Source organism: Qipengyuania benthica, from assembly GCF_030717865.1.
Taxonomy (GTDB): Bacteria; Pseudomonadota; Alphaproteobacteria; order Sphingomonadales; family Sphingomonadaceae; genus Qipengyuania; species Qipengyuania benthica.
In genome coordinates, this window is sequence record NZ_JAVAIL010000003.1 from 605,561 (window position 1) to 618,278 (window position 12,718).

General features: G+C 59.8%; 8 protein-coding genes. 4 read left to right on the forward strand and 4 right to left on the reverse strand.

Annotation, left to right across the window (positions count from 1 at the left end):
- From drmB to Q9K01_RS11850, 3 genes are all read right to left on the reverse strand, one after another.
- Entirely contained in the window at window positions 1-1,863 is a 1,863-nt protein-coding gene (gene drmB, locus Q9K01_RS11840) for a DUF1998 domain-containing protein (protein ID WP_305930447.1), read from the reverse strand.
- Window positions 1,841-5,098, reverse strand: a complete 3,258-nt coding sequence (locus tag Q9K01_RS11845; RefSeq protein WP_305930448.1) for a hypothetical protein — start codon at window positions 5,096-5,098, stop codon at window positions 1,841-1,843. Before Q9K01_RS11845 ends, drmB begins: the two co-directional genes overlap by 23 nt.
- A gap of 104 nt (window positions 5,099-5,202) precedes the next feature.
- Window positions 5,203-6,852: a nuclease-related domain-containing DEAD/DEAH box helicase gene (locus tag Q9K01_RS11850; protein ID WP_305930449.1), complete on the reverse strand. Its 1,650-nt coding sequence runs from the start codon at window positions 6,850-6,852 to the stop codon at window positions 5,203-5,205.
- Window positions 6,853-7,115: 263 nt separating this feature from the next.
- Here Q9K01_RS11850 and Q9K01_RS11855 point away from each other — a divergent pair, with 263 nt between their 5' ends.
- From Q9K01_RS11855 to Q9K01_RS11875, 4 genes are all read left to right on the forward strand, one after another.
- The gene (locus Q9K01_RS11855; protein WP_305930450.1) at window positions 7,116-8,546 is read left to right on the forward strand and encodes a DNA cytosine methyltransferase; all 1,431 of its coding nucleotides are present in this window, start codon (window positions 7,116-7,118) and stop codon (window positions 8,544-8,546) included.
- Window positions 8,539-9,732 carry an MvaI/BcnI family restriction endonuclease gene (locus tag Q9K01_RS11860; protein WP_305930451.1) on the forward strand — a complete coding sequence of 398 codons (1,194 nt, stop codon included), beginning with the start codon at window positions 8,539-8,541 and terminating at the stop codon, window positions 9,730-9,732. Before Q9K01_RS11855 ends, Q9K01_RS11860 begins: the two co-directional genes overlap by 8 nt.
- Entirely contained in the window at window positions 9,719-10,399 is a 681-nt protein-coding gene (locus tag Q9K01_RS11865) for an HhH-GPD family protein (protein ID WP_305930452.1), read from the forward strand. Before Q9K01_RS11860 ends, Q9K01_RS11865 begins: the two co-directional genes overlap by 14 nt.
- 307 nt (window positions 10,400-10,706) lie before the next feature.
- Window positions 10,707-11,342, forward strand: a complete 636-nt coding sequence (locus Q9K01_RS11875; RefSeq protein ID WP_221597146.1) for a S24 family peptidase — start codon at window positions 10,707-10,709, stop codon at window positions 11,340-11,342.
- Here the strand turns inward: Q9K01_RS11875 and Q9K01_RS11880 are convergent.
- A complete protein-coding gene (locus Q9K01_RS11880) occupies window positions 11,339-12,700 on the reverse strand; it encodes an FRG domain-containing protein (protein ID WP_305930454.1) in 1,362 nt (453 codons plus the stop codon). The genes Q9K01_RS11875 and Q9K01_RS11880 overlap by 4 nt on opposite strands.
- Window positions 12,701-12,718 lie beyond the last annotated feature (18 nt).

The following is a 12,718-nucleotide window of genomic DNA, read 5'->3' on the forward strand; positions in this document are numbered from 1 at the left end:
TTAGACCTCTAGAACCTTGCTGAAGTAGCCTACCGGCTCGCGAACACCGCGACCATTCTTCCGTCCGTCGCCGGACACCAGGACACGGTCGAGGAGTACGTTCGAGAAAGTACAACTTGTCTCCGCGACAAGCGAGCACGCGTGGCACGCTGCACGGTTCAATCCGTCGACACCTTGCGCGTCGAGCTCGCGGCAGACCGGGTCCCCGGAACACCATTGGCTGCGTGACACGGCGCGATAGATGACATCCTCGAGCCTTTCGGGCGCACCCATCTCGCTCAGGCCACCCATGGATCCCTCGGCGTCCGAGTCAGCCGTGTAGATGAGCAGCCCGGCATACGGCTCGGAGTCCGTTCCGCAGTAAATTCGCTCCCTTAGCGAGGTCGAAGAGTATCCGCAGTCGAAGGACAGCTGGTTCAGGAGCAAGTGGGCAAAACTGTGGACCATGATGAATGTTGGGTTCGCGTTGAACCCCATGCGTACCGGCAATCCCAGCGCCTCGGCACCCACGAGGTGTGACTGGGTGAACTCCTCGATTTGTTCTTCGTTTTCCTTCCTCCAGCCAGCGATCGCGGAATTAGAGAATTCCAAGAAGACGCCTTCGCCAAGCACCATCATGGCCGGCAACCAGTCAGGCTGCTGCCGTCCCAGCGAGGGCGAGATCATGGCGTGTTTCTCTGAGACGTTGCGCCGCTGGAAGCCTCGGAATGCACGGACCTCACGGAGTCTTTCCACTCTAACGAAACGCTCGAACAGCTCATCGAGACCGAAGCGCGAAGTTGGCTTCTCCGGCCGGGCTATAAGCCACCGGGAATTCTGTCCCTTGGGGTTTGCAAGGACGGGAAACTCTTGGTCAAGAATGCTCTGCTGGCTGATCTCGCCTGCCGGAGGGGTGGGTCCAGTTTCGGCTGGACTAGTTCCTAGGTCCGCTTTGAAGCAAGCAAGCGCATCCTCTAAGGTGATACCGACATCGATGGCGCGTGCCTCGAGGTTTGGGCGGCTGGCCTGGATCGCCATGGTTGTATCGCCGCCCTGCAAGTCCGCGAGCATCCTCGCCGTTTGCAAGGTGCTCTGGTAGATCGCGTCGGCGCGGAGCTTTTCCCAGCTATCCTTCTCCGTGTCGCCGTCGATATCGAGCGCGGAGATCACGGAGGCGTAGTGTAAGGAACTGGAACCTCGCGGCTCCATGTAGAGCGGCTTCGGAGCCCCAGGATTCTTCTTGTTGTCCCGGTCTACGCAAGTCGATGATTGCTCTCCGGGTTGGTAGCCACGGCATTTCTGCGGGAGCGGGCCATCTGCTATTCCCTCCAAGTTACCCGATGATCCACAACTGCACCGTATAACCATGCTTGAGAAGTCACCGCCGCTCTTGCCCGTCACCTCGAAGTGGAGCCTCGCGGTTTGACGGCTGCAAGCACCATGTTTCGCGGGCTCGTGCGACCGGTGCGCCCACCAGTGCCAATCGATTTCGTCGATGTGACCATTGTCGCATGCCGCAACGAACCGCATGGGAACCAGTCTGGCATTCTTGCACTTGCCGCCATCGCAGGTTGGCTTGGGAAGGCTGCCGTCATCCTTTAGGTTTTGCTTGTCTTTTTCCGCGGTCCACCGGGTCATCTTCCGGCATTCCGGGCAGAAATGCCAATGCGGGAACCGCAATATCGCGACTGATTCCGTTGGTTTTCTCAGCTGGCGAGGCCGGAGCCAATCGGTGAGTGATCCCACCTCGATCTTCTCGAGATTGTAGCCCTTCGCCCAGCTTCCCGTGCCACGGACGAAAAAGGACTGGCCGTCGATCTCGCATAGCGAGCCAACACCGAATGGGCTTATGAGCTGCGCGCTACGAATTGTTGGCTTGGGCAAGTGCCATGTCCTCCAAGATAATTTCCTTGTCGACGTGCCGCATCGATTGCAGCGTGTGCCAGCCTGCCCCGTCGATCTTCTTGTTACCGTAGCGAACGAGCAAGTGTGGGCGTTGCTGGTTGCTGGCAAACGTGTACTGCAGCCCCTCTACTGCACTTGCCCACCCGGCCCACTCCGTCACCTTCTCGGTCAATTTCGCCGAGATGCGATCCCGCTCTTCGGCTTCGCGTGGTCCATCGTACGCCCTCAACAGGCGTTGCTCGAGTCGCTCGATGATAGCTACAACCGGCTGCTCAGCGGGATCGAACTGCCTTGCTGTCGCGTTTTTTCGTAGCCTTGTCCCATGACGCACGACCGTCACCAAGGCCGCGTGGAGGCCCCTTTCGATCGCCGGCAAGGCTCCGGGCGTGACGCTTGTTGGCTCGACGAAGCTGTAGAAGCGCTCGTGGTAATCGCGGAAAGACTCGTAATGCGAGCGGTCCCTTGGCTTGCTCGGAGAATAGGCAGCCAATACGAGGCCGGGCACTGCGCCACGTCCCACCCGGCTGGTCGCCTGGATGTATTCTGCACTGAGCTTGGGTTGACCGTTCACCATCATCATGCCGAGACGGTCGATATCGACGCCGACGGAGATGATGTTGGTGCAGGGGACCACGTCGATCGCGGGTTGTTCTGGCCTATGCCGTCGGGCCAACAATTGCCTCGCCCTAGGGACCGGTGTCTCCGCGTGTGCCTTCAATTCTAACACCTGGAAGTTCGATGGCCTCTCCACTTCCTCGTCTGAGGCATAGACCTTCATGCGTGTCGGAATTTCGTCTCGGGTGGCGTTGACTATACGACCCAGTTCGCGCTTGCTGTTATGGTAGGCTACCAACGTCCAGTAGGAATCCGCCTCGTTCGCGGTTAGCTCGCCTGCTTCCACGAGTTCGTATGACGACTGTAGCAGCGTTGCCATCGTCCAAGAGGCCGCGACAGTCGATCGAAGGCCCTGCGCCATTACCCCTGCATAAAGTCTCGACCTTTCCTTGTTGCCCGTGTCGAGCTTCGAGAAAAAGGAATCCTCCGCGCGCAGACCGGGTGATGGAAACACCATCGATGGCCTGCCGTATATCCTTCTGCACTGGACGGAAGCGTTCCTTATGGTTGCCGTCGAGGCAATCACTTTCGGCGGCTTTCCCCCGGCTGCCATCAGGGTCTCGAAAGCGGCTTCGTAGATCCCTGCCAGGGTCCCGAGCGGACCCGAGATCAAGTGCAGTTCGTCTTGGATCACGAGCGAGGGTGACGACCACTTCGTGCCGAGCCCGAGCAGTACCCCGCCGTTTTCCTTCCAAGGGATCATTGCGAACTTGTCGATTGTCCCGAGCAAGAACGAAGGCGGTGCGCGGAGCAACTGCTCGTCGATGAAGTAGACAGGCAATCCGCCGTGGAACGCGCAGTCCTCTTCCGGGCACCTCGTCGTGAAACTGTTGGCGGTCGCAATGAACCCGTAATAGGCCTCGTCAGGGCTACCGTCCGGCTTCGTTTTCTTCTCTTCTGGAACGAGTAGTGTCCCACACGATGGACAACTCTCGATGGGGTAAGGATTCGCGTCGCGAGGTTGGCTTGAATCCAGGAGCTCTTGCGTCCTCGACATCGCGCCGTCATGGCTGCCGGCGAAGGAATTGGGGCTAACTTCGCCTCCCACGAATAGGCCGATCGAGAATTCTTCCTCGCCAACCGATGGGTCGCCCGAAGCGTTCAATTCGCGCCTGATCATTTCCATGGCACAGATCACGCCGGCAGTACGCTGGAACTGGTCGGCGGTCAGGAAGCGGTAGGTATAGCGGTTTATGACCCCGGTTCCGCCGCCCGCTTTCCCTTCGAGAATCCGTCTCCGGAAAAGCTCGAAGGCAGAGACGAACAAGTATGCCTCGGTCTTACCCCCGCCGGTCGAAAACCAGATGACATCGACGAGATCACGATCGGGAAGTTCTTTTCCCGCGAGCGACGGCAAGACGAGAAGAAAGAACGCCAGCTGGAACGGGCGCCACTGCGCGGGATTCTCGAAATAGTCGATCGGGCCAGTTTCTGCCTTTCCAAGCGCGAAGGGCCCCTGCACTCCGTCTTCGCGTCCCCGGCCGGTCGCCCGGCCCGCGTGGGACATCGACATGAGCATCGCGCGGTTCGCCAGCATGAAACAGCGGGCGATGCTCTCGTCGCTTTGAAGGATGCGGATACCTTCCTTCATGCGTTCGGCACTTCGCTCGCATCGTCCGATCATTCTAGAGGCGTCGGCTGCCAGCTCGGAGTCAACCGGTATCGCGGCCTGCGAAGCTATCCATTCTTCGTAGAACTCGACCAATCCCGTTAGGCGCTCGATTAGCTCGGGACCGGAAAGATCACCGCTGGCAAGGGGCGCGATCTTGAACAATTCGTCGTCGTCGAAGGAAACGAGTTCACCGTCCCTCGTGATCGACAGGTTGTCGAAGACCGGTCGCCAAACGTGGGCAGTGGGAAGGGCTTCGGTGCAGACCCATTCGCACTCGTCATTCTCAAGTTTCCAATCGGTCGCCACCCCGTGCCCCACGGCATAGGGGCGTTGCTCACCGTAAATGACCCGGAGTTCACGCTCCTCGTCCGTGGGTGGGACGTACCGGGCCGCCGGGTACTTGAGGATTTGGCCTTCGAGGGGCTCCGCTCGAATTGAAACCTGGTAAAGGGTAGCCTCGCTTGATCTCGCGTTCTTCGCCTCGTGGATGTTTGAGAGGCTAGTTGTCAGAAGAACGTCGCCACTTGGCAAGGTTCGCGCGAGCACTTCCAGTGTCGCGTGATCCTCGAGGACGAGGGTGGTCTCTAAGCCGGTTGCGTCAACAGCTTGCGATGCCGGGGCCAACGCGCGACGTTGCCACCGCCCATCGGCCTTGCTTCGCCGCTTCGCTGACTTCGCATCGCGAGATGCATCCGCCGGGACCGGGGCTTCCGCGGCCTTTGCCTTGTCCTTGGCTGCCTCGGGGTTCTCGGCATCTTCCCTCGGCTCGACCTGCTCGTAGACAGCTGCGTCGACCGTGATCTGCACCTTGCTGCCCGGCGCAATGCACAATGACATCCCCATCGATGCCGGCAGCATAGCGTTAGACATGCTCAGCGGATCATCAGCATCCTCGTCGGAGGCGTCCTCCGCTTCGTCCCCGCCAAGGTCAGCAGGAGACCGCTCGGCGCGAGGGAAGAGCATGCCTTGCATGTAGGCGAGGCTCATGCGCCCTTCGATGATCTCGTCCGCGTGGGTCCCGCTGGGTCCGGGCTTACCGAGACCCGGCCCGATGAGCCTGCGCCGCGTTTCGCGAAGGATCTTGTCCCTTCCTAGCATTCAATTTCCCCCTTCGACGCGCCATGATTGGCGGCCTTGCCGGTCAGTTCGGCCACGGCTTCGCGGGTCGCGACCAGTGTTAGGCCGTGGTTCGCGCGCGAAATTCCCTTGTAGGCGCTCGAGGCAAAACCGTGCTCCTGCCCCAGTCCTGCCACGCAAACGAGCGGTCGTTCCAAGCCCTTGAAGTCTTCGATCGTCGCAACGAGTACACAGTCACGAGGTTTCCCGCCAAGGGCCCGCTTGCTCAATGCTTCTGACCGCACGTTCTTCGAGTCGAGGAGGTCCACCGCCTTGTCGATTTCAACACTGCTAGGCACCAGCAACGCGATCGAGTTTCGCGGCAGTTGGTCATCGTCACTCAACCATTTCCGCACCGCCGCAATTGCGCGGGGAAGGATTTCGTTTTCGGTCTCTACCAGCTGGAGGTCGACGATACCGCTATCAGGCTTGCTGGTTGGCTTGCCGACATCCGCTCCCGCCAAGAGCTTGATTGCCTCGACGATCTTTCCCGCGTTGCGGATATTGTTCTTGAGGTTGGTTACGACACCCTTGGACTTGAGGTAGTCGAGGCAATCCTGATCGACCGGAAAACTCGGGGATACTTGGTAATTGGGATCGCCGAACCATCGCCAGCGGCCGTTCTCCCAGCCTCCAGCCAATACACCGTCCAAGAGGTCGATGCATTCCAAAGAGCAAAGATCCTGCCCTTCGTCGACCACGAGCACGTCCCAAGTTTTGCCTTCATCGTGAAACCTTTGGACCTCGTCGATCGTGGCGACGGTCACCCCGCTGGGCAATCCTTGGTTGGACAGGAAACCAGCCAGGTAGCTGCTACGGGTCAGGAAGAGAACCGAGCGCCCCTCTGCTTCTTCGTAACGTGCGCAAGCGGCAGCTACGAACGTCTTGCCGGTACCCGCGCCACCCGCGACGAGGATCCGTTCATTTTCGGAAATGGCGTCGAGCTTTTCGTATTGTTCGTCGGTGAATTGGTAGAGCCTTTGCTCCATGTCACGCAGCTGGCTGTTTAGAGAAGGAACGCGTTCGAAGTTCGGCCGCAGCGAATCCGAGATCGCCTTGACCAGTTGCGGAGAAAGCTCAACCGCGTTTCTTTGCTTCGATGCCCAGTGGTCATAAGCCCTCGCCAAGAACTTCTTGAACGAGTTATGACCCTTGCAGTCTTCTTCGTAAGCAGTGATCTCGTCTGGATGCTCGGGCAACAAGGTTGAACCGTCGTTGGCCAGCCGGGGGATATCGGTAAACACCACCGCCCAGCCGCGGGGCACTCCATGCAACTCGCGGTAGAACTTGGGATTTAGGTAGTTCTTCTCCAGCGAAAAGTATGCCGACTTGGCCTGCTCGGCGGGGCCTTCCTTCTTGCGGTTCGTTTCGTCGTGGCGGTTGGTAAACTCCCAGATACCGTCCTTGCATGCGACCCGACCGCCCTTCACCTCGAGTAGGAGAATACCGCGCCGCCCGACCAGGAAAAAATCCGCTTCGCCCCATCGCTTGTACTCGTGGTGACCGATGTTGAGTGAATGAAGCGCAACGTCGTAGGCGCTAAAGCCCACTTCCGTGAGAAATCCGAACACCCTCCGCTCCGCAGCGGAATCGCACCCTAGGATTTGCGCAGGAATTAGCCTCATGTACCCCCGAGATCCGGTGCCCCCCGAATGCCAAGTTGAATAGGCGGGGACTTGTTAAGAACCGTGCAAGGGATTGGTAACCCGGCAAGTTTTTTTACTCAAGCCGGGTTCCCATGCTAATTTTCCTTTTCGCAATACTACACCAGGCAAGAAGGAAGGCAGCACCACGAATTCCAACGACCTTCGACATCGATCAACTGAAAAGTCGAAAAACCGAGCGAAAGACCTGGACCGCCGCCAGGCCCCGTGCTAGCAAACACGGCATGACTCTCGACACCAAGACCCTCGACAAGGACGGGACGACCGCGGTCCCGCTGACATCCGCCGAAGAGCCAACGGCGACTCGTTCGATCTATTCCGCGGTCGACTTGTTTGCGGGATGCGGCGGGCTTGGCACCGGGCTCGAGAATGCCGGCTTCACGACGGTCTTCGTCAACGAGCTCGATAAGGACGCGATGGCAACCTACCTGCGCAACCGGGGACACGAGCTCGGCGGCATGCGCTTCTCTGACAATGCCGAGCTTCGCTGCCACGACGCGCACGAGCTCAAGGGCAAGCGGCTCGAGAAGCTGGTCAGCGATCTCGGATCGATGGGCGAGGTCGACCTGCGCTTCGAGCAAGCAAGCCACGGCAAGCTCAGCAACCTCGACCTCGTCGCCGGCGGCCCTCCTTGCCAAGGATACTCGGGCATTGGGATCAGGCGTTCTTACGCGGTCGACAAGGAAGCCCTGCCTTCCAACCGGCTTTACGCGAGGATGACCAAGATCATTGACCGGCTTCGTCCGCGCATGTTCCTGTTCGAGAACGTGCGCGGGCTCTTGACTTCCCGCTGGACGCGCGAGGGTTCGCGGAAGATCTTCCCGGATGTCTTGGAAGAATTCCGCAAGATCCCGGGCTACGAGGTCCGGTGGTCGCTGGTATACGCCAAGGATTACGGCGTTCCGCAGAACCGGCCACGCGTGCTGCTCGTCGGAATACGCAAGGACATTCTCGAGGCCTGTAGCTTCCTCGACAAGGACGAGGACGCGGAAGACGCTGTCGCGTGCGGGTTCTTGCCACCGCCGAACCCGGGATCGTTTCCCGACTTGGTAGACCTGCTTGGTGACCTCATCGATCCCAAGATCACGAAGATCCTGCGAAGCGGCGACTTCCCTGCTGGAGCGTTCGAGACTTCTGCCTACCCGCGCAAGCCGATGAACGAGTTGCAACAGGGTTTTCGCACCCCGCCGGCCTGGGCCGCCTCCCGGGCAGGCAAGCTGACGGAGCAGGAGTACAGCAAGCACAAGCGCGAAATCGTCGAAAAGTTCGACTACATGCTGGCGAATGGCGGCGAGATTCCCACCCACGCGCAAACCAAGAAATTCTCGCAGCGCGTGTTGAAGCCGCGTTGGGGCAATGCCGAGCCGAACATGACCGCGACCTCGCTTCCGGACGACTACGTCCATTTTAGCCAGCCGCGCATCCTTACCGTTAGGGAATGGGCGAGGCTCCAGATGTTCCCCGATTGGTACGAGTTCTCGGGCAAGCGGACGACGGGTGGTATCCGCCGGGCCGGGAACCCGCTCGAGGGCAACTTCGACCGCGAGGTTCCCAAGTACACGCAGATCGGCAATGCCGTTCCCGTCGGCCTCGCCGAGGCTGTCGGCAAGCATTTCCGCAAGGTTCTGGACGAGGCCGTGGGAACCCGTGCTTGAGAAGAGTGACACGGACGTCGGCGATGTCCTCGCCGCGTTCACGCGCCACGAGATCGACGTAGCGCTCTTGGTCCCCACCGAAACGGGGCTGAAGAAGTCGATCATGGACGCGACCGCCAACGTGCGGGATTACCTCCTGTCGACCGGTATCCACGATTTCGACGACCAGGCGCAAGGCCCGGAGAACAAGGTGGTCCGCAGGGCCTACTTCGTCGAGCCCGATCGCCTCGTGGAATCAACGGTGTCCCTGTATCGTCCCCAGACTAAGTCCGGCGACCCACGTATCTGGTTTGCCCTGCTCGGGCGCTATGCCGATCCCTACAACTTGCTTGCCGTCTTCGAGCACGAAGGCGACCTCTACGTGGTCAACGCGAGCCGGCCCGAGGTCTTGGCCTCGCTCGACAACGCTGGCAGCCCCCTTGGGCATATCGCGGCAATGTACCGGCGAGGTGAGGACCCTGTCGTCGGCGAATTGCTCGATGCGCTGAGGGAGATTGCCGAGCAGGGTTTCGTTCGCACGCTACGTCCGGGTGACACCGGCGTCGGCATGACGTTGGAAACCTTGCTCGGCATCGCGGCCAATGCCGAGAAGACGCCTGACTTCAAGGGGATTGAGCTCAAGGCGAAGCGGATCAAGCGGGCTCCCACCAGGTCCACGTTATTCTCGCAGTCGCCCGATTGGACGGTCAGCCCCGTCGGCTCGGCGTGGAACCTGCTCAGCAACTTTGGGTACCATCGCAATGGCAAGCTTCGCTTGAATTGCGAGATCAACGCGAAGGCTCCAAACTCCCTCGGGTTAATGCTGAGCGTCGACACCGAAAAGGACTGGCTGAAGCAGGACCACGTCCGAGCCGAGGAAGAGCGGCGCGCGCATGTAGTCACTTGGCCCCTCGAGGTCTTGAGAGGCAGGCTTCGCGAGAAGCATCCCCAGACATTCTGGGTCGGTGCGCGCTGCCGCGGTAAAGGTGCAGACGAGCATTTCCATTACATGCAGGTAGAACACACGCGCGCACCGAACGTGCGTAATTTCCAAGCGCTCTTGGAAAGCGGCGTGATCTCCGTCGATTACCTCATGAGCCAGAGGGGCGAGAAGCAACTGGTCAGGGACCACGGCTACCTCTTCAAGATCAAGCAAAAGGACTTCCCGGCACTGTTCCCGCCATCCAATGTCCATGTCCTCGCCTGACACGGTCCTCGGGACCGGCGAAAAGCGCAAGCTGACGCTCCTCGCGGCCGATCTCGCGGACTGGTACCGGCAGGGTGGTGGCCGGTCCTTCCCATGGCGCGAGCCGGGTACACCACTCTACCAGCTCGTTTGCGTGGAAGTCTTGCTCCAGCGGACCCGGGCCGAGACGGTCGCAAGCTTCTACCACCGGTTTTTCACCCGATTCCCGGGTTGGCAGGACCTCGCGGAAGCCCCCGTCGAAGTGCTCGAGGAGTTTCTCAAGCCGCTCGGCCTATGGAAACGCAGGGCCGCCTCGTTGCGTGCACTCGCCGCGTATGCTGCCAAGCATGACGGCATGTTTCCTAACCGTTACGAGGAGCTCCTGCAGGTGCCTGCCGTTGGCCAGTACGTGGCCCACGCGATCTTGATGTTCCAGCATGGAGAGAGGTTTCCGCTCATCGACGTGAACATGGCGCGCGTCGTGGAGCGCTTCGTGCGTCCGCGCAAACTTGCCGACATCCGGCACGATCCTTGGCTTCAGCAAGCTTGCAAGTGGCTCGTGAGGCGAGGCGATCCGAAAAAGGTCAATTGGTCAGTGCTCGACCATGCCGCGTTGACCTGTCGCGCGCGGAACCCCGACTGCCAGTCGTGTTTCGTTTCCAGCAGGTGTGCCTTCAAGGCTGCCTAGGATCTTCGCGAGGCACGGTCAGCTTCTCATACGACGCCAAGTAGGTTTCAACTTTCTCGATCGTGCGGCGCCGCGGTCGCCTTCCGAGCCGAAGGTCAAGAACGAACCGGGGGTCGCCGACTGCCCGCCTCCCGAAGCGCGTCGCGGACATCCGCGATTCCCGCAGGTGGCACTCGATCCTATCCAGCAGTTTCATGTGGTCCTCGACTCGCTTTGTCCTTGTGTTCTTGCTTTGTTCTTAGTAGGAAGACTCCATTGAGTCTAGGAAATTTCCTTCACCCCGGAATTGACCGGAAGGATGCAAGCGATGGAACAAGTACGGGAAGAACTCGACAGGCTGATCCAGCAAAGGCGGCTCGGTTACTCCTCTATTTCCCGCCTGATCGGGCGCAACTCGTCGTATATCCAGCAATTCATCAAGCGTGGATCGCCGCGTAGGCTCGACGATAACGACCGGCGAACGCTGGCGAGCTTCTTCGGCGTCGACGAGCAAGTCCTGGGTGGCCCGCCATTGCCGGTTCGCGACGGCTTGGTCGAGATCCCGGTGCTCGATGTCGATGCATCGGCCGGTTTCGGGGCGATTGCCGAGAGCGAAACGGCGCATACCCGGTTCGGCTTCGACGAACGGTGGCTCAAGCGACTTACGCCGGCAAAGAGCCCCAGCCTCTCGATCATCCACGTCTTGGGCGATTCCATGGAGCCAACGCTCAGCGACGGCGACGAGGTCATGGTCGATGCGTCCGACCACGGCTCCCGCCTGCGTGACGGGATCTATGTCCTGCGCGCCGACGATGCCCTCGTCGTGAAGCGCGTCACTCTTAAGCCCGGTGGGCGCAAGATAACGATCAGCAGCGACAACCCGGCCTACCCGAGCTGGGATGACGTCGACCGGTCGGGCATCCAGGTGGTCGGCCGCGTCATTTGGTTCGGCCGCGCGATCTAGCTGTCTGGCAAGCTGTAGCGTGCCTTCACGTGCTGCGCGGTCTCCTGGATGCTGGGATAGACCGTCGTGGCGTTGATGTTGAGGGCGTCGAGTTGACCAAGGATCCGCTTCTTGTCCTTGACGGTGATGCGCGAAACCTCGAGCCCGTCCTGGCCAGATTCGGGCAAGATCGCCTCGTGGCCAAACAGCAAGAATGCACCCGACTGCGACTTGATACGGGTATTCGTTTGCTTTGCCTTCACGCAGACAATCGAACCAAGATCATCGGGCACGATCCTGGCTTCGAAGAAGCCCTTTTCCGACTTGATGTGATGCAGGAGCTTGCCCGTGACCGGCTCGCCGTTGAACGCTTCGAGCTCCAAGGATAGATCGATATCGTTCTTCTGCTCGTAGCTCAGCTTGGATAGGTTGGATATGCAACTAACCGTGTCGGAATCGTAGTATTTGACCTGCTCTTCCGGCACGCGGAAGATGATGACCTCCCCTTCCTCTTCCATCAGTTCGGGCTTGCAATAGCAGGCGAAAAACAGCGCCACCAACGGGTTGCTCGAGATGTCGAGAAGCCGCGTCGGTAACCCGTAATGCTGCATCCTGACCAACTGGTCGAAGCAGTACTGGTCTCCCTCGAACTCGTCGTAGTGGGCGATGAGCAGTTCCTTGCAGAGGCGATCCTCGTTCGGCATGAACTTCCAACTGCCATTCGGCCACTTTCGAAGCAGCGAAGGCGTTAGTTCGAACGTGACATCCTCGTGGCCCCTGTAAAACGTCTGTTCTCCATCCTTGGGCGGATGCGCCTGCAGAACTTCAAGAAACGCTTCAACGCTGTCGACCTCATCTATGATGTTCTTGTGCCTCTCGGGAGGCTCTGCACCGGGAGCATCGGCCACTCCACCGAGCAATTCGGCGACCGCATCGGCAAATGCTGGCTTCCGTTCGGCCAGCCCTGCGAGAATCGGACCGGATGCGCCTTCGCGCACGGCCCAGTGCGTGCGGTAGAGCTGGAACCCGTCGGCGCCAAACATCTCTGTTGCCTGCTCAACGCTCTCGAACGCGACCTCGCCGAAATCTATGATCGGTTCGAAATCGGCCGTAACTTCCCTCTTGCCGGCCTCGAGGTTCGAAACGCGCCCGTAGCGAACAATCATCGTGGGATTGTCGGTCGACCGGTCAATCTCGCTACAGAGGAAGGTCGGCAGCTTGCCGAGGAATTCGAGGGAAGGCTGCCCAAGGTCCTCCAAGCCCTTGGCCAGCTCGGTAGGAGTATACTCGAACATGCGGCCACGGCTCATGCCGATCTCGTCAACATCTATGACGAAATCGGGGTTACCGAATGATATGTAGTTGAAGTTGTCTGCCATGGAGCTACGCGCAAAACC